This window comes from Paraburkholderia strydomiana (assembly GCF_031456815.1).
GTDB lineage: Bacteria > Pseudomonadota > Gammaproteobacteria > Burkholderiales > Burkholderiaceae > Paraburkholderia > Paraburkholderia caledonica.
In genome coordinates, this window is the sequence record NZ_JAVDVL010000003.1 from 165,548 (window position 1) to 187,120 (window position 21,573).

At 61.9% G+C, this 21,573-nt stretch carries 20 protein-coding genes; 9 read left to right on the forward strand and 11 right to left on the reverse strand.

The annotated features are described in order from the left end of the window. Nucleotides 1–15: 15 nt before the first annotated feature. Genes J2W46_RS10270 through J2W46_RS10300 form a run of 7 tightly spaced genes read right to left on the reverse strand, consistent with a single transcriptional unit; the run spans nucleotide 16 to nucleotide 8,926 of the window. Nucleotides 16–765: an electron transfer flavoprotein subunit beta/FixA family protein gene (locus tag J2W46_RS10270; RefSeq protein WP_310353370.1), complete on the reverse strand. Its 750-nt coding sequence runs from the start codon at nucleotides 763–765 to the stop codon at nucleotides 16–18. Continuing rightward, nucleotides 762–2,402, reverse strand: a complete 1,641-nt coding sequence (locus tag J2W46_RS10275; RefSeq protein ID WP_310353372.1) for a GMC family oxidoreductase — start codon at nucleotides 2,400–2,402, stop codon at nucleotides 762–764. The genes J2W46_RS10270 and J2W46_RS10275 overlap by 4 nt, the downstream gene beginning before the upstream one ends. Beyond that, complete coding sequence (locus J2W46_RS10280; protein WP_310353373.1) at nucleotides 2,399–3,622, reverse strand: CaiB/BaiF CoA transferase family protein; 1,224 nt, start codon at nucleotides 3,620–3,622, stop codon at nucleotides 2,399–2,401. Before J2W46_RS10280 ends, J2W46_RS10275 begins: the two co-directional genes overlap by 4 nt. Next, entirely contained in the window at nucleotides 3,615–5,393 is a 1,779-nt protein-coding gene (locus J2W46_RS10285) for an FAD-binding protein (RefSeq protein WP_310353375.1), read from the reverse strand. Before J2W46_RS10285 ends, J2W46_RS10280 begins: the two co-directional genes overlap by 8 nt. 12 nt (nucleotides 5,394–5,405) lie before the next feature. Continuing rightward, nucleotides 5,406–6,587, reverse strand: a complete 1,182-nt coding sequence (locus tag J2W46_RS10290) for an acyl-CoA dehydrogenase family protein (protein ID WP_020068407.1) — start codon at nucleotides 6,585–6,587, stop codon at nucleotides 5,406–5,408. A 20-nt stretch (nucleotides 6,588–6,607) separates the two neighbouring features. Then, nucleotides 6,608–7,432: an HpcH/HpaI aldolase family protein gene (locus J2W46_RS10295; RefSeq protein ID WP_310353379.1), complete on the reverse strand. Its 825-nt coding sequence runs from the start codon at nucleotides 7,430–7,432 to the stop codon at nucleotides 6,608–6,610. A gap of 12 nt (nucleotides 7,433–7,444) precedes the next feature. After that, entirely contained in the window at nucleotides 7,445–8,926 is a 1,482-nt protein-coding gene (locus tag J2W46_RS10300) for an NAD-dependent succinate-semialdehyde dehydrogenase (protein ID WP_310353383.1), read from the reverse strand. Between the two features lie 241 nt (nucleotides 8,927–9,167). On the opposite strand from J2W46_RS10300, the gene J2W46_RS10305 reads away from it, so the two are divergent. The 4 genes from J2W46_RS10305 to J2W46_RS10320 all read left to right on the forward strand — a co-directional run bounded on the left by J2W46_RS10305 (nucleotide 9,168) and on the right by J2W46_RS10320 (nucleotide 13,848). Further along, complete coding sequence (locus J2W46_RS10305; RefSeq protein WP_310353386.1) at nucleotides 9,168–10,196, forward strand: TRAP transporter substrate-binding protein; 1,029 nt, start codon at nucleotides 9,168–9,170, stop codon at nucleotides 10,194–10,196. Between the two features lie 77 nt (nucleotides 10,197–10,273). Then, nucleotides 10,274–12,145: a TRAP transporter large permease gene (locus J2W46_RS10310; RefSeq protein WP_374726826.1), complete on the forward strand. Its 1,872-nt coding sequence runs from the start codon at nucleotides 10,274–10,276 to the stop codon at nucleotides 12,143–12,145. 33 nt (nucleotides 12,146–12,178) lie between these two features. After that, nucleotides 12,179–12,889, forward strand: coding sequence for a GntR family transcriptional regulator (locus J2W46_RS10315; protein WP_020068402.1), 711 nt, complete (start codon nucleotides 12,179–12,181; stop codon nucleotides 12,887–12,889). Between the two features lie 17 nt (nucleotides 12,890–12,906). Beyond that, nucleotides 12,907–13,848, forward strand: a complete 942-nt coding sequence (locus J2W46_RS10320) for a D-2-hydroxyacid dehydrogenase (protein ID WP_310353391.1) — start codon at nucleotides 12,907–12,909, stop codon at nucleotides 13,846–13,848. On the opposite strand, the gene J2W46_RS10325 is transcribed toward J2W46_RS10320, so the two are convergent. From J2W46_RS10325 to J2W46_RS10340, 4 genes are all read right to left on the reverse strand, one after another. Then, nucleotides 13,833–14,525, reverse strand: coding sequence for a hypothetical protein (locus J2W46_RS10325; protein WP_310354135.1), 693 nt, complete (start codon nucleotides 14,523–14,525; stop codon nucleotides 13,833–13,835). The genes J2W46_RS10320 and J2W46_RS10325 overlap by 16 nt on opposite strands. Next, nucleotides 14,525–15,007, reverse strand: coding sequence for a glycoside hydrolase family 108 protein (locus J2W46_RS10330; protein WP_088173446.1), 483 nt, complete (start codon nucleotides 15,005–15,007; stop codon nucleotides 14,525–14,527). The genes J2W46_RS10325 and J2W46_RS10330 overlap by 1 nt, the downstream gene beginning before the upstream one ends. Before the next feature lie 82 nt (nucleotides 15,008–15,089). After that, nucleotides 15,090–16,523 (reverse strand): tetratricopeptide repeat protein, encoded by a 1,434-nt coding sequence (locus tag J2W46_RS10335; protein WP_310353393.1) that lies wholly within the window; start codon nucleotides 16,521–16,523, stop codon nucleotides 15,090–15,092. A gap of 283 nt (nucleotides 16,524–16,806) precedes the next feature. Then, a complete protein-coding gene (locus tag J2W46_RS10340; protein WP_310353396.1) occupies nucleotides 16,807–17,352 on the reverse strand; it encodes an SRPBCC family protein in 546 nt (181 codons plus the stop codon). 194 nt (nucleotides 17,353–17,546) lie between these two features. Here J2W46_RS10340 and J2W46_RS10345 point away from each other — a divergent pair, with 194 nt between their 5' ends. From J2W46_RS10345 to hutG, 5 genes are all read left to right on the forward strand, one after another. Further along, the gene (locus J2W46_RS10345) at nucleotides 17,547–18,296 is read left to right on the forward strand and encodes an IclR family transcriptional regulator (RefSeq protein WP_027804693.1); all 750 of its coding nucleotides are present in this window, start codon (nucleotides 17,547–17,549) and stop codon (nucleotides 18,294–18,296) included. A gap of 85 nt (nucleotides 18,297–18,381) precedes the next feature. Then, entirely contained in the window at nucleotides 18,382–19,137 is a 756-nt protein-coding gene (locus J2W46_RS10350) for a transporter substrate-binding domain-containing protein (RefSeq protein ID WP_087753759.1), read from the forward strand. Between the two features lie 17 nt (nucleotides 19,138–19,154). Beyond that, nucleotides 19,155–19,823, forward strand: coding sequence for an amino acid ABC transporter permease (locus tag J2W46_RS10355; protein WP_020068394.1), 669 nt, complete (start codon nucleotides 19,155–19,157; stop codon nucleotides 19,821–19,823). Then, the gene (locus J2W46_RS10360) at nucleotides 19,820–20,596 is read left to right on the forward strand and encodes an amino acid ABC transporter ATP-binding protein (protein WP_020068393.1); all 777 of its coding nucleotides are present in this window, start codon (nucleotides 19,820–19,822) and stop codon (nucleotides 20,594–20,596) included. The genes J2W46_RS10355 and J2W46_RS10360 overlap by 4 nt, the downstream gene beginning before the upstream one ends. Then, nucleotides 20,593–21,561 (forward strand): formimidoylglutamase, encoded by a 969-nt coding sequence (hutG, locus tag J2W46_RS10365; protein WP_310353403.1) that lies wholly within the window; start codon nucleotides 20,593–20,595, stop codon nucleotides 21,559–21,561. Before J2W46_RS10360 ends, hutG begins: the two co-directional genes overlap by 4 nt. Nucleotides 21,562–21,573: the final 12 nt, after the last annotated feature.

Below are 21,573 nucleotides of genomic sequence, written 5' to 3' on the forward strand. Positions count from 1 at the left end.
GTCTCCGTGCGCTGCTCACAGCACCTTGGCTTCGGTCTTCAGCTTCTCGACCAGCGTCTTCACATCCGGCACCTTCACACCGGCGGAGCGTTTCGGCGGCTCGACAACCTTCAGCGTTTTCAGACGCGGCGTGACATCCACACCGAGGTCTTCAGGCTTGATCGTTTCGAGCGGCTTTTTCTTCGCCTTCATGATGTTCGGCAGCGTCACATAGCGCGGCTCGTTCAGGCGCAGGTCGGTAGTGACCACTGCGGGCAGCGTGAGCGACAGCGTTTCGGCACCGCCGTCCACTTCGCGCGACACGGTAGCCTTGCCGTCAGCCACGACCACTTTCGACGCGAACGTTGCCTGCGGCAGGTTAGCCAGTGCGGCAAGCATCTGACCGGTCTGGTTCGAATCGTCGTCGATAGCCTGCTTGCCGAGAATCACCAGTTGCGGCTGCTCCTTGTCGACGAGCGCCTTCAGCAGCTTGGCGACCGCCAGCGGCTGCAGTTCTTCCGCCGACTCGATCAGGATCGCGCGGTCTGCGCCGATGGCGAGCGCGGTGCGCAGCGTTTCCTGCGATTGCGTGACACCGGCCGACACCGCGATCACCTCGGTCGCCACACCGGCTTCTTTCAGACGCACCGCCTCTTCAACCGCGATTTCGTCGAACGGATTCATCGACATCTTTACGTTCGCAATGTCGACGCCCGTGCCGTCCGACTTGACTCGGACCTTCACGTTGTAATCGACCACTCTCTTGACTGGCACCAGGATTTTCATGCCGTCTCCTTCGAATACGTCGACGACGCGTGCGCCGCCATTGGCGAACGGATCATGTCTGCCGCGCGCTCAGCCAGCATGAGCACCGTCGCATTAGTGTTGGTCGAGGTTATCGACGGCATCACCGAGCCGTCGACGACGCGCAGGCCTGTCGTTCCGCGCACCCGCATTTCAGAATCAACAACGCTCATTTCGTCCTCGCCCATCCGACACGTGCCAACCGCGTGGTACACAGTCGAGCCATTGTCACGCACGTATTGCAATAGCGCTTCATCGGTGTCGGCCTGACGGCCTGGTACGGTTTCATCGACGATATAACGGGCGACCTCGGGTTGAGCGAAGATCCGCCGGCCAATCTTGAGTCCTTCCACCATCGTGTTGCGGTCGAGTTCACTGCTCAGGTATGACGGTGCAATGGTCGGCGCTGCCGTGATCTCGCTGCTGGTGATGTGCACATGTCCACGGCTCTCCGGGCGCATCTGCCAGACGCCGCACGAGACACCGGGCTCCGACTCGAGCACGCCGATCCGTCCCTCGGCAAAGCTGCCGGGCGCGATCACGAACTGCACGTCCGGACGGGTGGCGAGGCGCGTCTGCGCAAAGCCGCCGACGAGCGCCGCACTATAGGTCAATACGCCGGTCCCTGACACGACGTAGCGCATCATCTCGCGCGCGAGCGCAAGTCCGTGCGCGCGCTCGTTCGCGGTACCGGCACCGCGCACTCTATAGCCGAGCCGAACGACATAGTGGTCCTGCAAATTGTTGCCCACGCCAGGCAACGCGATCCGGGTTTTAACGCCTGCATTGTCCAGCACAGCCTTGTCGCCGATGCCACTCATTTCGAGCAGCCTCGGCGTGCCGACCACACCCGCGCTCAGAATCACCTCGCGGGTCGCGCGGATCTGCACCGGAATGCCCGCGCCCGTCGTCCCATTGATGCCGCTCACATGCGTGCCGTTCATCTCGAGCGTAGACACCTGGAGGCCGGTCACTACCGTAAGGTTCGGGCGCGCCATTGCCGGCCGTAGATAACCGCGCGCTGCGCTCGACCGGCGACGTCCGTCGCGCGTTTGCTGGTAGTACCAGATCGACGGACCGCGCGTGTCGCTGTTCGGATCATCGACGAAATCGAGACCCGTCCGCTGGGCGGCCTCGACGACCGCACCGCAAATCTCCGGCGGGTTCTTCACGCGGCTGACCTGAATCGGACCGTGCGTGCCTCGTTGCGGGCTGCTGCCCTCGGTCCACGTTTCCGAGCGGCTGTAAAACGGCAGACAGTTTTTGAAGTTCCAGCCATTCGCACCCGACCGCTCCCAGCTATCGATATCCTCCGCAAACGGGCGCACATACAGCAGGCCGTTGATGGCACTGGAGCCGCCGAGCCCGCGTCCGCGTGGAAACAGGATGGCACGGCCACTCGTCCCGGCGTCGGCCTCAGTGCGATAGCGCCATGTCACAGTGGGATGATCGAGCAATCGCACGAAGCCTGCCGGCACGTGGATGAACGGGTGACGATCGCGCTCGCCGGCCTCGACCAGAATCACCTTGATGGCTGGATCTTCGGTCAGACGGTTTGCGAGCACGCAGCCTGCCGTCCCCGCGCCGACGATCACATAATCCGCTGTGTACGATTTCATGACTTCGCTCCGGCAGCGGCTAATTCACGACCTTCCAGTGCTGCGATCTCGTCCTCGCCGAAGCCGTATTCGGCAAGTACTTCAGCTGTATGTTGTCCGAGCGTAGGCGGCGGACGGCGGTAGGCGACGGGGCTGCCGTGAAAATTCACCGGACTCGCGATGTTCGTTACCCTCCCCGCGACCGGATGCTCGATCTCGACAACCGCATGGTTGTGCGAGATCTGCGGGTCCTGCGTCAGCGCGGTGTGATAGTCCTGCACGATCGCGCATGGCACGTCCGCGGCGCTAAGATGCGCTACCCAATATTCCGCGGTATGCAGCAGAAATTGCTCCTCGAGGATCACGTCGAGTGCATGCCGATTCGCAGTTCGCGCGGTGTTGCCGATAAAGCGTTCATCGCTCAGCAATTCTTCGCGGCCAAGCGCGCGGCAAAGGTTCTGCCAGAATTTCTCGGTGAAGCAGGCTGCAAAGAAATAACGGCCATCGGAGCCTTGATAATTTCGGTACGGCACCATCGTTGGATGACCGCTGCCGAGACGCTCCGGCGCTTTGCCGCTTCTCAGCGTCTCGCCGTCGCGCGGAATGGTGCTGAACAGCGCAGCTGAGAGCAGCGACGTATCAATGCGCTGGCCTTCGCCATGCCGTTCGCGATGGAGCAACGCGGCCGAGATCCCGAACGCGAGCAGCGCCGCCGCGCCGAAGTCCGGCAACGGCGCACCGAGCCGGACTGGATTGCCGCCAGCTTCGCCCGTCATGTCCATGAGACCGGCCACTGCCTGCACGATCGGATCGTTCGCGGGCCATGCGGCGTAGGGACCGCTTTGTCCGAACGCCGACACGCTGGCGTAGACGATCTTAGGATTGCGCGCCTTGACGGCCGCGTAGCCGATGCCCAGCCGATCCACCGTGCCCGGCCGAAAGTTCTCCACGACAACATCCGCCTGCTCCGCCATGCGCAAAAACGCATCACGGCCTTTCGGCGACTTCAGATCGAGGCGGATGCTGCGCTTGTTGCGGTTTTGCGAGAGGAACTGCACGCTTTCGCCCTGGACGAATTGATTGCCCAGTTTGCGCGAGAGGTCACCCGCCATTGGCTCCTCGACTTTCACCACGTCCGCGCCGAGGTCAGCAAGCAGCACAGTGCCGACCGGACCAGCGGTCATGACGGTGAGATCGAGAATACGGTAGCCCGACAACGGGCCGACTTGTTTCTTATCCATGATGTGCCGCCTGCAAATGCGATGCGTCCGTAAATTCGGCCCGCGGGTAATCGAACACGTCGAAGGCGAGACGGAACGGGTCGGCCTCACCACGCGTGATGGTCAACGCATGGCCGAAACCGGCATCGTCGCGCTCGGGAAAGTCGGTGCGGTAGTGGCTGCTGCGCGACTCGCGCCGCTCGATACACGCCTGCAAGATGACTTCGGCAGTGGTCGCCATGTTGTCGATCGTCAACGCATCAATCGCTTGCGGCGGCGAGGCAGCGCCACCCGCCGCGAACTGCGCGCGCGCCTCGCGAACGGCGGCTAACGCGATGTTCAGACCACTCTCCGTCTTCTCGACGAGGCAATGCGCTTGCATCGCCGCGCGCAGATCGGCGGCGATACGTTGAGCGTCGAACGAGGCGTTCGGTTTTAGCGCTGTTCCGAGGCGCGTTGCGAGCGGCGCTAGGTCGGGCTTCCCCGGCGCACCACTGTCGCGCGCAAACGCGGCCGCGCCGACGCCTGCGCGATGTCCGAAAACCTGACCTTCGGCAAGCGAGTTGCCGCCCGGGCGATCCGGGCCTCGCACGCCACCAGCGAGCTCCCCTACTACGAACAGCCCGTCGATGGTCGACATCGCGTCGGTGTTCGTCATCCGCACGCCACCGTTCAGGCATTGGAACGCAATCCCGACGTCGAGCAGATCGCGCTTCGGGTCGAGTCCCTTCGCGCGCATCCAGCGCAGGGTGTTCGGAATAGTGGCCGCCAAGCGCTCGTCCGGAATATCGGCGAACGAGAAGTGCACCGCACCGCGTTCCGTACCTCTGCCCTGAGCGATTTCCGTTGCGATCGCGATATCGATGTAGCGCGATTCATTCGAGATCGTGAACGGGAACACTTTCTCGTCCATCGCGGCTTCAGGCGTCACGCCTGCCGGCAGGTAGTCTGCCAGGAATTCGTGTCCATCGCGATTGAGCATCCTCGGATGCAGAATGAAGCAGGACTTGCTGAAGAGTTGCACGTAAGGGTGCACCATTGCCGGCCCAAACTGGTGAAACTCCATGTTTACAAGTTCGGCGCCATGGCGGAAGCAGATGGCCTGGCCGTCACCGGTCATTTCCGCTGTCGAGACCTGCTGCGAGAACAGACCGTGCGCGCCGCCGGTGCCAAGCACAACGGCGCTCGCGGAAACCACCAGCAGCCGCCGCGATGCAAGGTCCATCGCGACCACGCCGCTTGCGCGCCCACTTGTATCACGCAAAAGGTCGATGAGTGCCGCTGGCTGACGCGTCTCGACTCCGAGCTTCCTCGCTTCGTCCGCGAGCGCGCTCACGAAGGCCTTGCCAGTTTTCCCCTTCACGCCCAGCGCACGCGCATACGTGCCGAAGTCGCTGCGGATGAGTTTATAGCCCTCGTTGACCCGGTCGAACGGCACACCGAGCTTGATCAGGTCGGCAATGCGCTTCGGTGCGTCCTCCGCCAGCACGCGCACCAGCTCGCGGTCGATGAAGCCGCCCGCCGGACGCATCGTGTCTTCGTAATGCACCGTGGCGCTGTCGTCGGCGCTGCCATAGCCAGCCGCTCCCATGCTCATGATTTCGCTTGCGCCGTGCACGGTGCTACCGCCCTGCCCGACCGGCGCCTTTGCCAGCACGAGGACCTTCGCACCAGCCTGTGCCGCCGACACCGCTGCACGCGAAGCCGCGCCACCACCGCCAACCACGACTACGTCGGCTTGCGCGTAGTCGACGCCAAAGCCGAGTTTTTCCAATGTCTGAACTGCCGTCACGTCTGTCTCCGCTTACGATTTAAGCGCGCGCGCCACGATGTTGCGCTGGATTTGATTGGTGCCACCGAAGATCTGGAACATCTTGGCTTCGCGGTAATGGCGCTGCATCGCGTATTCAGCGGAGTAGCCATTGGCGCCCATGATCTGGATGCCGTCAGTGGCGACCTGCACGTATGTATCCGATGCCAGGTACTTCGCCTGTGACGACTCGACGTCGCACGTTTCGCCTTCGTCGAGCAGTTTGGCCGCGCGAAACGCCATCATGCGAGCAGCATCGACGCGAGTCTGCATGTCGGCGAGCATGTGCGACACCGCCTGGAAATCGATGATCGACTGCCCAAACTGCTTGCGATCGTTCGCATACCAGCGTGCAAGATCGATCGCCGCCTGAGCGCCGCCCACACACATCGCCGACAAAGCGATGCGCTCCTTCGACAGCACCGTGGTGAGTTTCTTCCAGCCCACGTGCAAGCCGCCCACAATCATTTCTGCGGGAACACGGACGCCGTCGTACACCACTTCGCAGGTGCGGATGGCGTGGCCGCCGAGCAGGTCGATCGGATTGATCGTCAGGCCTCTTGATTCTTTAGGTACCAGAAAGAGGCTGATCCCGTCGTGCTTCTTCGCTTCTGGATTGGTGCGCACAGCGGTCAAGATATAGTCGGCCTGCATCGCGCCGGAAATCCACATCTTGGTGCCGTCCAATATGAAGTCGTTTCCGTCAGCCACGCCGCGCGTCGTCAGCGAGGCAGCATCTGAGCCGGAGCCGTTTTCGCTCAGGGCGAAGGCGAGAAAGGCGCGACCTTCAGCGAGCTTCGGCAACACCTCGCCCTTGATATTGTCCGGCGCGAAACGAGCCAGCGCGCCGCCCACCATGTTCACGTTCGCATTCCAGAAGCGCGCAAGCGCAATGGTGTGATATGCGACGATCTCGAGATAAGCGGCCATGTCAAGATAGCCACCGACGCCGCCGTACTCCTCGGGCAGCGTGATGCCGAACCAGCCCTGTTCCGCGGCCACCTTCACGAGTTCCTCGGGGAAGCGCTTCTCTTCGTCGCACTGGCGGACATACTCCGGCGACGCATGGCGCGTCAGCACACGATTCACTGAATCGCGGAATTCGAATTGATCGGCGTTCAGATACGGTTTAAGGTCGCGCCGGTTGACGAGATTGCTTGCGTATTCGGGATTCACTGTGTCTCCTCCTTGTCCGGTCAGGACACCTTGCGTTGCGCCAGGACTTCTTCTGCCTGCCCGAGCGGAATGGCACGCAACATTTGCGAACGCGACTTCGCCCCCGTCATCAGAAACGCGAGATCCGAGCCGCTGAGAATGAAACGCGCGCCTTTCTGCACGTAGGCGGTCATCAGCGCTTCGTCGTACACGCCGCCCACGCCCGGTACCTTGCCGTGCCGGTGGCATGCGGCGCACACGGCGTCGATGGCGGCCGCCACACGCGTATGGCCAAGTTGTCCAGTGATACCCAGATCCGCCGCAAGGTCGGTCGTGCCGACCAGCAGCACGTCGATGCCCGGCACCGCCGCGATCGCGTCGGCGTTCTCGAGGCCTTCGCGGGTTTCTATCATTGCCACCACGAGCACCTCGTCGTTGATCGCCCGAACCACATCGGCGATCGGGAGAGCCTCGAATCCGACCTGCGGCAGCATGCCCGGGATCGACCGACCGCCCGCCGGCGGGAAGCGGCACATATTGGCGATCTGCATGGCCTGTTCGGGCGTACTGACGTGCGGCACCACGATGCCCATAGCGCCGGTATCGAGCAGTCGTGTGGCGTGGAACGGCTCATGGCCCGGCACGCGGATGATCGGCGTCACACCGCCCACCAGGGCCGCCGCGCAGATCTGCGCGGCGGTGTCGATGTCCATGGAGTTGTGTTCCATATCGATGAACAGCCAGTCGAAGCCGGCCGTTTGCGCGATCTGCGCGATGTCGACCGTGCGAGCCTGGCGCAGCCCCATGCCGAGTGCCAATTCACCTGCGGCCAATTGTGCTTTTGCGTGGTTCTTGATGGTTTGCATGATGGATTCCATTCAGGCGGTTGCGTCGAGCGGCTCGTCGTTAGCCAGTTCGAGGTTGATGAATTTGGTGTCCAGGTAGTCGCGGATCGCGTTCGGACCACCTTCACGTCCAAACCCGCTGTCCTTACTGCCGCCGAATGGCGTCTCCGCCGTCGACGCCACGAACGTATTCACACCGACGACGCCGGCCTGCAAGCGCTCGGTTGTTTCCAGCGTGTTGCGCATCGAGCGCGTAAAGACATAGGCTGCAAGCGCGAATGGCAGCCGGTTCGCCTCGGTGATGACTTCGTCCATCGTCGTGAACCGGTTGAGAGTGCCGACCGGGCCGAACGGCTCGTCGTTCATCAGGCCAATGTGCGGGGCGGGGTTAGAAATGAGCGTCGGCTCGTAGAACCAGCCACGGCCGAATTGCGATGGACGGCGGCCACCGCATAGCACGCTGGCGCCTTCACTCACGGCTTCGTCGACGAGGCGTTCGATCGCCTCGCGGCGCTTCGACGTGGTCAGCGGACCGAGGTCGGTGTTCTGCTGCAGCGGGTCGCCGACGCGTAGCGCCGTCGAGCGCTCGACCAGCGCCTTCACAGTCTTGTCGAAAATCGATTCGTGAATATAGAACCGCGTCGGCGACGCGCAAACCTGGCCCGCATTGCGGAACTTGCCCAGCGATGCGAGATGCGCGAAAGCATCAATGTCTGCGTCGCGATGCACGATCACGGGCGCATGGCCGCCGAGTTCCATCGTGACCTTTTTGAGCGTTTTCGCGGACATCTCGACGATCTGACGACCGATGGGCACCGAGCCGGTGAAGCTGATCTTCGCCACGCGTGGATCGGCCATGACCGTCGGCGTAATTGCGTCGGCTTTGCCGATCACCAGATTGACCGCGCCCTCGGGAAACCCGGCGTCGACGAAGCAGCGCACCAGTCCCATCGTCGCACCGGCCGCTTCGTTTGACGGCCGGATCACGATCGCATTGCCCGCGGCGAGCGCCGGTCCCATTTTGCGGGCCAGCAGCAGCAACGGGAAATTCCACGGCGTAAAGGCGGCGACCACACCGAGCGGCTCGTAATGCACCAGATACCGTCCGCCCTTGACGCGGCTTTCGTATGACATGCCGAACACGCGCCGTGCTTCGTCGGCGAACCAGTCGATCGACTCAGCTGACGCGTTAGCTTCCCCAGTGGCCTGGGCGATCGGTTTGCCGGTTTCCAGTGCCACGATTCGTGCGAGCTGCGGCGCGCGTTCGCGGATGAGCGTTGCGGCTCGGCGCAGCAGTGCTGTGCGCTCCCACGGTGTGAGCTTGCGCATTGCGGCTGAAGCCTCGGTCGCGGCATCGATGGCCTCTGTGACCTGCGCCTGCGTGGCCAGCGGCATATAGCCCAGCCGCTCTTCGGTCGCCGGATTGATCGAGACCTGCCCGTTGTCAGCCGTCGCAGACTGCCAGCGACCGGCGATCAGCATGCCGTGCTCGCGGTAGTGCCCTTCTAGTTCCATTGCCTCCTCCTGATAAGTATCACGGACCACCCATCTTCCAGGTGCTTTCCCGGTGTTTCAGTGCATGCACTCTTTTTCTTATATCAACACCTTGACAGCTAAGTGTCAACACTTTTAGAGTGTGTGTCAGCTAAATACGATCCGTCGCATGCACTTGCGAAACCGACGGATCGCTAAAAAGAACGCCGCGGCGCCGCCGAACGCGTCATGCAGCCCTCCCTTTCCTATGGAGCGAGACAAAATGAGTTCGTATTCCCGTCGTACCTTTCTGCAAACCCTTGGAGCAGTCGCGGTGGCGACAACCGGGACCGGTTTCTTTCCATCGCTGGCGTGCGCCCAGACCGCGCAGTTCAAGCTGAAGTACGCGAACAACCTGGCGCTGTCCCATCCGCTCAATGTCCGCGCAAAAGAAGCGGCGGACGCCATCAGGAAAGAAACCGGCGGCCGCGTCGACTTGCAGATTTTCCCGAACGGTCAGATGGGAACGGATACCGATATGCTGTCGCAGGTCCGTTCGGGGGCCATCGACTTTCTCACTCAAGGTGGCGTGGTGCTGTCGACGCTGGTGCCGGTCTCCGCGATCAACGGCATCGGCTTCGCGTTCAAGGACTACAACCAGGTGTGGGCGGCGATGGACGGCGACCTCGGCAGCTACATCCGCAGGGCGGTTTCGAAGGTGGGGCTCATCGCGATGGAAAAACCGTGGGACAACGGCTTTCGCCATCTCACGAGCTCGGTCAAGCCGGTGCTGAGTCCGACCGACCTCAAGGGCCTGAAGATCCGTGTGCCGGTCAGCCCTCTTTGGACCTCGATGTTCAAGGCGCTCGACGCGTCGCCGACCAGCATCAACTTCAGCGAAGCCTATTCGGCATTGCAAACCAAGGTGGTCGACGCGGAAGAAAACCCGCTCGCGCTGATCGAAACCGGCCGCTTCTATGAAGTCCAGAAGTACTGCTCGTTGACCGGCCATATCTGGGACGGCTTCTGGTTCCTTGCCAACGCGCGTTCGTGGGGCAACCTGCCACCGGACTTGCAGACCATTGTGGCAAAACACCTGAATGCGGCCGCGGTGGCTGAACGGGCGGACGTCGCCGCACTGAGCACATCGCTCGTCGAAACGTTGCGATCGCACGGTATGGCGTTCAACAAGCCCGACATCCAGCCGTTCCGCGCCTCGCTGCAAAAGGCCGGCTTCTATGACCAGTGGCGCAAGAAATACGGCGATGAAGCCTGGGCGTTGCTCGAGAAGTACACGCAGAAGCTCGCATGAGCGCGGACCACCGAAGAGTTTCTGGAGAACGAGTCATGACTTCCCGAGTTCATCCCGAGCAGGTGTTCGCCCACGACATGGGCGCGCCGAAGGAACGACATGCGGCATCGAAGGTCGTGCGTGTCGGCAGCACACTCGATACGGCCATCAAGTGGATCACCGAAGTGCCCGCTGCGTTGCTGCTGGTGGCCGAAGTGGTGCTGCTCCTCACCAACGTTTTCTGCCGCTACGTGTTGCAGGATCCGTTGATCTGGGGTGACGAACTTGCGTCGATCCTGTTCATCTGGCTGTCGATGCTGGGCGCAGTGGTGGCGCTGCGCCGCGGCGAACATATGCGACTGACGATGTTTGTCGACAGAATGTCCCCGCAAAATCGTGCGTTTGCGGAGACGGTCGGAAATTTCATCGTGATGACTTTCGTGCTGCTGCTGGTTCGGCCGGCAACCGACTGGGCGATGAACGAATGGATCATCAGCACGCCGGCGCTCGAGCTGCCCAATACCATTCCCGCGGCCGCGATTCCCGTGGCGGCTGCGCTGATGCTCGTGCTCGCCATTACGCGGTTGCTCGAGCGCTCGTCGCTTCGCGATTGCCTGAAGGCTTTCGCGCTCGTGGCCGGTGTTGCCATTGCGCTTTACATCGCACGGCAAGCGCTCGCGCCACTGACCGCGCTGAGTCTGGTCCTGTTTTTCGCCGTCGGCGTGATCACGATCATCTGTCTCGGTGTGCCGATCATGGTCGCATTCGGCGTGTGTACGTTCGCTTATCTCGCAACCGTCACTGGCGCACCGTTGACCATTGTTGTGAGCACGATGAATCAGGGAATGTCCAGCCTGATCCTGCTCGCCGTCCCGTTGTTCATCCTGCTGGGCGCACTAATGGAAGCGATGGGACTTGCCGAAGCGATGATCCGCTTCCTCGCCTCGCTGATCGGACACAGGCGTGGCGGCCTCGCCTACGTGCTAATCGGCGCTATGTACCTCGTGTCCGGCATCTCCGGCTCGAAGGTGGCGGACATGGCCGCGCTCGCGCCCGGCCTGTTCCCGGAAATGAAAAAGCGCGGCGCAAACGAAGGCGACCTGGTCGCCATGCTCAGTTCGGCGGCTGCCATGTCGGAAACCATTCCGCCCAGCCTCGTGCTGATAACGATCGGTTCGGTGACGGGAGTTTCGATCGCGGCGCTGTTCACAGGCGGCTTCATGCCCGCCGTGGTCGGCGCGATAGCGCTCGCGGCAGTGGTCTGGTTCAAGAGCCGCAAGGAAAGCCTGCAAGGCGTGCAACGGGCCTCCTGGGGCGAGGTCGGCCGCGCATTCCTGATCTCGCTGCCCGCGCTCGCGCTGCCCTTCGTGATTCGGGCGGCCGTGGTGGAAGGCATCGCGACGGCGACGGAGGTGGCGACAATCGGCGTGGCTTACACCTGCGCGGTGGGTTTGCTACTCTATCGCCGCTTCGACTGGAGCCGGCTCTATCCTATTCTGGTGGAAGCGGCGTCGCTGTCCGGCGCGATTCTGATCATCATCGGGTGTGCGACCGCGATGGGATGGGCGCTCACGCAGTCAGGCTTCTCCGCGCAACTCGCCTCTATGATGATGGCTGCGCCGGGGGGCAAGCTCGGCTTCCTGGCGATCTCCGCGATTACGTTCGTGATGCTCGGCAGCTTCCTTGAAGGGATCCCGGCGATCGTATTATTCGGGCCGCTACTGTTCCCGATCGCGCGCGCGATGGGCATCTCGGACGTGCACTATGCAATGGTCGTGGTGTTCGCGATGGGATTGGGCCTGTTCGCCCCGCCGCTCGGCCTTGGCTTTTATGCGGCGTGCGCGGTCAGCAAGGTCGACCCGTCCGCCGCGATGCGCCGCGTTTGGCCGTATCTGGGGGCATTGGCGGCGGCCCTCGTCGTGATAGTGCTGGTTCCATGGGTATCAGTAGGTTTTCTGTACGTAAAATAGGTAGCAAAAAATGGCACAGATAAGGCAATCGTCATGAAAAGCGCGCTCAATGGTGCACAGAACAGCAAGGTGAACGCCCGCGCACCGGAGGTGATTGCGTCGAAACTCGACGACATCCGCGATCAGGTGCGCGCCATGATCCAGCGGGGGGAGTTGCGCCCCGGTGAACGCGTGAATGAGCAGGCGCTCGCCAATCAGATCGGCGTCGGCCGTAATTCGGCGCGTGAGGCGCTTCGCTCGCTCGAACAGGCGGGGCTCGTTCGCATTGTGCCGAACCGGGGCGCGGAAGTGCGGCGGCTGTCGCTAGAAGAGGCAATGGACCTCTATGAAATCCGCGCCGGACTCGCACGCACGGCGGGACGCCTCGCCGCGCTGCGCCTGACGACCGACGAGGAGCATCTGCTCGGGCTCCTCCTCGACCAGATGGACGCGGCCGTGGCCGAGCGCGATAGCCGTCAGTATCAGACCCTGAACACCGAGTTCCACCGTCAGTTAATGGCGGCGACCAAGAATCCGCGGCTGATCACGATCAATCAGGCCGTCGAAGACGAGCTGACGCTCTACATTCACAAGGGCGTGTATTCATTCACGCAGATGCAGCGCTCCTCGAAAGAACACCGCGAACTTTTCGAGGCGCTGCTCGCGGGTCAAGCCGACGCGGCTGCGGAGGCTTTCGAGAACCACGTGCAGACGGGAAAGAAGCGCATGCTCGACACCGTGTCCACGAGCTCGTCCGAACGTTAATGAAGTGGAGCAGCTTGTTGAAAACCATCGTCTTTCTCGACCGCGCGACGCTGTCGGCCGATCTACCGGATTTTCCGTTTCCGCATCGCTGGATCGAATATCCGTCTACGACGCCGGAACATGTGGTGGAGCGTTGCCGCGATGCGCATATCGTCGTGACCAACAAGGTTCCACTGTCGGGCGGTGTGCTTGATCAGTTGCCGCATCTGGAACTGATCGGCGTGCCGGCCGCAGGCGTCAATCATCTGGATACCGAAACATGTCGCAAACGGGGCATCGGCATCGTCGCGTGTCCGGGCTATTCGACGATTTCCGTGCCCGAGCACGCGTTCGCGTTGATGCTGGCGCTCCGCCGCAACCTGATGCCTTACTGGCACGATGTTTATGCTGGCGGATGGAGCGGATCACCCACGTTCTACGCCGAACTGCATCCGATCCAGGATCTGCACGGATCGACGCTCGGTATCGTCGGTGCGGGTCACGGTGGAAAGCGTCTCGCCGAACTGGCCGGTGCGTTCGGCATGCGGGTACTGTTCGCGGAGCGCAAGCGCGCGAGGTGCGTGCGCGACGGCTATGTGGCATTCGACGAGGTGCTGCGTGAGGCCGATACGATCAGCCTGCATTGCCCGCTTACCGACGAAACGCGGCATCTGTTCGGTCTCGCCGAATTTGAGCGAATGAAGCGCAGCGCGTCACTCGTGAACGCCGCACGCGGCGGTATTGTCGACGAGGGGGCGCTGATCGAGGCGCTCGACCGCAAGCTGATCGCGAATGCCGCGCTCGACGTCCTCGAGCAGGAACCGCCCGCGGCCGATCATCCGCTGCTGTCCCGCGCGCGCACCGATCTGATCGTGACGCCGCATGTTGCATGGCGGACCCAAGTGGCCATGACGCGGCTCGTCACGCAACTCGCACGAGGCATCGAAGAGCATTACGCGCAGCGTCAGCTGCCCGAGTAAATCGGGCCCTGTCCACCCGGTGTGAATTGCTGGAATGCCTCGCTGTGCAACGGAGCCGGCGCCGCTTGAGGCCGCGCCGCTGAAGCCGTTGCCGGCTCGCGCAGCGTAAGCGCGCTGTCCGCGGTGATCGGCACGCTGGGCTTGGCGAGCAGTTCGGTCTTTCGCATCGATCCCACCGATGTTCCGAAGTAGTAGCCGATGATGCTGATCCACGCCGTACCCAAAGCCCCGACGACGACGTTGACGAGATCCTTGTTCGTGCCCGGCAGCGGCTGAAAGGCCATCAGCAGCAGAATGCCGAAGAAGCCGGCGGTGACCGCCATCGCAAGGACTTTGGGTACCCAGTCCTTGGTGCTGACTCCCATTGCGCGCGCGTCGGCCCGATCGGCAGCCTGAATACGCGCCATATCGCTTTCATGCGCGAGGCTCGCCTGGGCGGCAGTAACCATCAACTGTTGGAGCTGCAACGAGTTTGCGTTCTCGGCTTGCCGGACCTTCTCTAGTGCGCTGGGATCGCTCAACGCGAGTTCCACGACGCCGGGGTCGCTCGGCGTGCCGAGCGCATGCGAAATGATCGCGGCGGCGGCGGTCACGCCCACACCGATTGGACCGCCCACGAGGCCCGCGAGAAGCGGTGCGCTGCTGCCGATGTTCGACGCTACTTTAGACCAGTCCATCATGCTGCTCCCAGGAGAAGATTAGCGGCCATTCGTTCGGTCCATCCACGGCTGAAATTGGGCCATGCATGCAGGTTGCGCAGGTAACGCAAGCGATAAGCGGCGAAGCGCATGACAAACTTCAACGGGTCCGCGCTTTTGACTGCATCGAGTGTGTCCGGGCCGAACTTGCCGTCTTCTTTCGCGCCGGAAGCTTTTTGCATCCACAACACCACCAGCCCGCCGTTGTAATTGGCATCGAAGATCTGGAAGGCAACGCGCGGGTCGAGCTCGTCGAGATGCAGCGGGTCCCAGTACTTCTGTTTGGCAATCTGTCTGGCGGTATCGAGCGGCAGGTCCTTCATGGCGCCCGCATAGCCCGCGCTGCGTGCCACGCGCGCCGTGACTCCCCACATCGTTTCACCGCCAGGGTCATGCGGATTGAAGGAGTAACCGCCCTCACTACCAATCAGGGCCCTGAACGCATCTTCGAAACTGTCCATCGAACATCTCCCATTCAATCAGGTGTGTTACTGCAACGGGTAGGTACTGCGGGACTAAGCCATCTTCATGGCCGGGTATTCGTTACGCGGTTTGCAACGCAAGCGAGGCGGGCGGAATCGCAACAGGCCTGACTCCGTCATTGGGCTTCGACGGGTCTGGGCGATCGCCTCCCTGCGCCGCTCTGGCAAGGCGCGCCAGATGACTTTCGCGCACCGACAAAGTCCCGGCGTCGAGTTGCAACGCTTGAGCGTATTTGCGCGACGCGCCGGACAGATCGCCCTTACGATCCAGCGCCCGGCCCCATTCCGCGTAGGAGGGCGCCAGATCTGGGCGAAGTGCGACGGCGCGCGAGAGTTTTTCGATGGCTTCGTCGTAGCGGCCTACAGTGACGAGTGCTTCGCCCCAATCGTGCAGGTTGTCGACAGAGTCTGACTTCATTCTGTCTGCCTGCTTGAACGCATCGAGGGCTTCGGAATAGCGATTCGCGTGCAACAGCACGTCGCCGAGAAGACGCAAGTTTTCCGCCGTCTTCGATTTCTCGCTCGCGCCGGCTCGCAAGGCTTCAAGTGCGTCGTCGATGCGATGCTGCTGTTCGAGTGCAATGCCAAGGCTTGCGTGCAGCACCGCTGAATGCTGGTACAAGGTCAGCGCCTCACGTGTCTGCTGCTCGGCCTCTTTGGACAGCCCCTGATCGGCAAGCAGCCACGCTTTGCCGGCGAGCGCCCATTCGCCCTGCTCGGAGGCGGGCAGTGCGAGCACTTCGTCGTAGATTGCGACAATCTCGCCGTAGTCGCATTGCGCGAGCGAACACCTGGTTTTCTGCACTTGCGAGTAGAGATGACTAGCGAGAATATTCGGCTCCGCAAGACGCATGGCTTTGACTGCGATGTCATGTACGAACTTCTCCAGATCGCGTCCTTCGAACGACACGGTGCTTTCGCGGGAATTAAACGGACCGCCTTCAATCTGCACATGCGCCACGTAAAAATCCGCGCTGCCGTTGACCTTTGTGATGCCGACATGAACGACCACGTCCGTGCGCTTGATGACGCCTTTGATGAAGCGCACGGTGGTTGCATACGACATCTCCTGACCGGGTATCTGAATGTCCGGTTGTGCGTCGTTGTCTGTCATGGTGTCGTGCGGAATCGACTCGGCGTCCTGACCGATGGCTCGCATCGAAGACATGATGCGTTCCGCGAGAAAGTGCGATGTATAGCCGCGTTCCACCAGCGACTGCGGCGTTTCGACGGGCGGCACCAGCAATTGCCGCGTGAGTACGCCGCGCACCACAAGGCAGAAAAAACCGATAGTGAGCACCGCGAAAACCCACGGCAAAACATACGGCCACAATTGTTTCGGGCCTCGTCCGATGAAGCCGGCGGCCCGCAATCCGAACGGCACCAATCCCACCGGGAAGTCGCGCCTTGCCGTATGGCGCTTTGAACGGCCGCCCACGCGAAAAGGCCGGCTTCGCCAGTTCACTGGTCGACGTTGGCTCTGCACATTCGACATGACGCACCTCGATTCAACGGATGTTGGTAAGTGCACGACTGGGTGGCGTTTATTACGCATCGACCGTGCCATTGCGCCCAGTAGCTTATGTAGCGGGCGTGCAGAGGACCGCGCTGCACGCGGGCGCGGAATTGTGTTGCGTGGTGGCCAACGAATGTTGCGCGTGAGTTTGCTGACGGGAGACAGGTAGTGGGAGGAGGCGGGAATGAGGCTGGCAGACTTGCACGCCAGGGTTCAGTCCGGTCGTGAGACCGCAGGTCGTAGCGCCAGTCGAGCGACGTTGCTACTGCTGCGGTGATGCTTCCACAAGGCTTTTGAGTCGCAGGACTGCCGTATCCGATTCAGACTGAATCCGCGCGCGCAGCACGGACCAGTTCAATATCGCAAACCATAACGACGGCGCGCGATAAGTGAAGTCACGTTCAAAACGGGTTCCGCTCACGGTCGATGTCAGCGAATAAGTGACTGTGCCGGCCGATCTGCCGTCGATCTTGCCTGTTATCACCCATTTGCTCGGCCGAACACGTGCAGCGACTGTCCACACAACGCGGCCGCGCCTCCCCGCCACCCTGAACTCCTCCGTCACCTGCTCGCCCACATCGAGGGGATGGTCCACCGATCCGCTGACCGCGAGCGATGACGGATGCCAGAGGGGCCAGTGAGCCGGCGTCGTGACATAGTCGAACACTACCGAGGGCGGGCGCTGTATCGACGCAACGGTAACGATGCGCGTATCGAACTCGATCCGCCGCGGCAATGGGAGAAAGAGCACCGGAATTGCGACGAGCACCGTCAATATTGCGGTAACGAACCGTGTACGCGTTTTCATAGCGCCTCGTGCCGTTCGCTGTAACAGGCGAAGCTATTTTACGGCGGAGTAGTAGGCACGACGATTGGCACGTCCCGATGCCCGCCCCAAGGGAAATCCCTGCCCTACTGTTCCCATTGAGTGGGAATATCATTTTTGAAATTCGAGAATCGTCTGGCATTCTGCGCTCTTGATAGGTCGTGGGCCGCGTAATCGTGAACGTTGAACAGGGTGTGACGGGGGCTGAACGCGTGTTGCTGGTGCTGGCAGCGCTCGCCAGTCACGGCAAGGCGATGTCGGTCAAGGATCTGCTGGCCGTAACCGGGCTTGCGCAGAGCACGCTGTACCGTCAGATCGCGCTGCTCAAGCGCTGGGGTTTCGTCGCCGAAAACGCCGGGTACTACGCGCCCGGTCCGATCAGCTTGCAACTCGCGCTTGGCTTCGATGTGAATTCACTGCTTGTCGAAGCGAGCCGCAGTGAGATGCAGCAGCTCGCGCGCGCGTCGCAGGAAAGCATTGGGCTGGTGGTCGCGGTCAGGCATCAGGTGATGTGTCTTGAGATGGTCGACAGCCAGCATTCGTTGCGCTGCTCGTTCGAGAAAGGCCGTGCCGTGCCTCTCAAGGCGGGTGCCTCGGCGAAATGCCTGTTGGCATTCATGGCCGGCAGGGCGCGCGCCGAAGTGCTCGACATCGTGTTCGACAACGACCCCGTCGGCCGCGCCGCGATCGAAGTAGAACTTCAACAGATTCGAGCCCAGGGTTACGCCGTCAGCGACAGCGAAGTCGACCCGGGCGTGTGGGGCGTCAGCGCCCCGATCTTTCATCACAGTGGACGCGGCACCGGTAGCGGCGCGTCGATCACGTTGATGGCGCCATCGACGCGCGCCATCGGACGAGAAACCCAATTCATCGACGGGACGCTACGTACGGCCCGCGCCATTTCCGAGCATATGCAAACCGACTAACGGGACGAAGCGTTTTCAATTTCGCCCTTCAATTCGGGGCTCGACTTAACCGCACGACTTGATAAAACCACAAGGAACCTACTCCATGAAGCTGCAACGACTGTTGTCCCTCGCATGCATCTCGTTCGCCGTGACGTTTGGCGGATTTTCCGGCGCGGCGTCAGCACAAACGCCGGATGTACTGAACGTTGCCACCGACGCCACTTTCCCGCCGATGGAGTACACCGAGAACGGTGCGCGCACCGGCTTCGACGTCGACCTCATGAATGCGCTCGCGAAAGCAATGGGCAAACGCGTGCAATGGACCGACATTGACTTCAAAGGGCTGATTCCAGGCCTGATCGCGCATCGTTTCGACGCTGCGATCTCCGGCATCTACATTACCGACGAGCGCGCGAAAGTGGTCGACTTCACCGATTCGTACTACGCGGGGGGTCTGGCCGTGCTGGTCAAAAGCGATTCACCGGTCAAGACGGTAACCGATCTGAACGGCAAGAAAGTCTCAGTGCAGGTGGGCACGAAGTCGGTGAATTTCCTGCGCGATAACTTCCCGCAAATCAATCGCGTCGAGGTCGAGAAGAACCAGGAAATGTTCGACCTGGTAGGCATCGGCCGTGCCGACGCTGCTGTGACGGGTAAGCCAGCGGCGTATCAAGTTGCGAAAACGCGGGCCGGCTTCCGCGTACTCGACAAAACGCTGACAACCGAAGCCTACGGCATCGCCGTGCGCAAAGACGAGCCGCAGTTGAAGGCAGACCTCAACACCGCGCTCGCCAGGATCAAGGCTGACGGCACGTATGCGGCGATCGTCAAGAAGTGGTTCGGCGCGAGTGCTCAATAAACGGCCGGACAAACCAAATGGAACTTGACTTCTCGCCGGTGATTGCCGGTTGGCCGGACATCATGCACGGCGCGATAGTGACGGTCGAAGTGACCGCCGCGTCGCTCGCGCTCAGTTGCGTGCTTGGTCTGTTGATCGGCATCGGCCGGCTGACGCCGCAGCGGCGCATCGTGTACGGGTTCTGCACCGCGTACCTGACGTTCTTCCGCGGCACGCCGTTGCTTGTGCAACTCTTCCTGCTGTTTTTCGGCCTCCCGCAATTCGGCATTCTGCTGCCGGCGTTTTTGTGCGGCATGCTGGGGCTCGGTCTGTATTCGGCGGCTTACGTATCCGAGATCGTGCGCGGCGCGATCCAGTCAGTCGATCGCGGGCAGATGGAAGCGGCGCGTTCGATCGGCATGTCGTCCGGGCAGGCGATGCGCGCGATCATTCTGCCGCAGGCGATCGTGCGCATGATCCCGCCGCTCGGCAACGAATTCATTGCGTTGATCAAGAACTCGGCGCTGGTGTCGCTGCTGACAATCGACGATCTGATGCATGAAGGCCAGAAGATCATCAGCGTGTCCTATCGTTCGCTAGAGGTGTATCTCGCCATCGCGCTGGTGTATCTGGTGTTGACACAGGCGACTAATTACGCGCTGCATCGCGTCGAACGCCGCTTGCGTGCTGGAGGAATGGTGCAATGAATACCGTGGCCAAAGTCAATGAGCCTATCGTCAGCATTCGCGGGCTCACCAAATCGTTCGGCTCGCATACCGTGCTCAACGGCATCGATTTCGATATCCATCCGCAGCAGGTCGTGGTGGTGATCGGGCCGAGCGGCTCGGGCAAGAGTACATTTCTACGCTGCTGTAACGGACTCGAACAGGCAGAACGCGGCACGATCGACATTTGTGGGCATCGGCTAGTCGACCAGGGTGCGATGCTCAAGGAGCGCTCGCTGAATGCGCTGCGCACCGAAGTCGGCATGGTGTTTCAGTCGTTCAATCTGTTTCCGCACCTGTCGGTGCTGCATAACATTACCGTGGGTCCGCGCATGTTGCGTGGCGCCAGCAAGGCGCAGGCCGAAGCGGCTGCGATCGCGTTGCTGGAGAAAGTCGGGCTCGCGCACAAGGCGGATGTGATGCCGGCGAGTCTGTCGGGCGGTCAGAAACAACGGGTTGCGATTGCTCGCGCGCTAGCGATGCAGCCACGGGTCATGCTGTTCGACGAGCCGACGTCTGCCCTCGATCCCGAACTGGTCGGCGAAGTGCTGCAAGTGATGAAGCTGCTCGCGAGCGAAGGCATGACGATGGTGGTCGTCACGCACGAAATGGGCTTCGCGAAGGAAGTGGCCGACGTGGTGGTCGTGATGGACGGCGGTGTGATCGTCGAAGCAGGACCGCCCGCGGAGATTTTCTCTGCGCCATCGCAGCCGCGCACACGCGCATTCCTGCAGGCGGTGTTGTCACGCGCATGAGAGTCCCATTTGATGGCAAGGTGTGGGCAGGCCGTTCCGACGACGGCGAGCCCGGCGACACGCGGCGTGTTTTCAATCAGGTGACGCCGTTCGGTAGCGCGCAGCAGGTGCAGCGCGATGTGCCGGTGATCGTGGGCTTCAGTTCTGATGAAGGAGTGCGCCGCAATCAAGGCAGGATCGGCGCAGCGCATGCGCCCAAGGAATTGCGCCGTGTGCTGGCAGGCTTGCCGGCCAAAGCGGCGATCGCCGCGCTTGCCGACGCAGGCGATGTGGTGTGCGATGACGGCGACCTCGAAGCCGCGCAGGCGGAACTGGCCCACGTGGTCAGCGAGGTGCTGGCGGGCGGCGGGCGCCCGTTGGTGTTCGGCGGCGGTCATGAGGTCGCGTGGGGCACGTATAGCGGTTTACGGTTGCATCAGCAGCGTGAAGCCGGGAATCAAGCCACGCTGCTCTTATCGCGCAAGTTGTTAATCATTAACTTCGACGCTCACTTCGATCTGCGTCAGAAGCGTCCCGCGAATTCAGGCACGCCGTTCGATCAGATCGCGCTTGACTGTGAGGAACGAGGGGTGTCGTTCAACTATGTGTGCTTCGGCATCAGCGATCTCGGCAATACGGCGTCGCTATTCGCACATGCGGAGCGACTCGGCGTGCACTACGTGTTAGACGTCGATATGCAGGAAACGCAACTGCCGCAGCGTCTGAATGAGCTTCAGAAGTTGCTGGACGCGGCGGATGACGTATATCTGACAATCGATCTCGACGTGTTGCCGGCCGCCACGGCGCCGGGCGTGTCGGCACCCGCTGCGCTGGGCGTACCGCTATCGGTGGTTGAAGCGATGGTGCTGCGCGTGCGGGCTTCGGGCAAGCTCCGCGCGTCGGATATTGCAGAGTACAACCCGACGCTCGATCAGGACAGACGCACCGCGAGAGCGGCCGCGCGACTCGCGTACCGGTTGCTTTGAATCATGCATCGT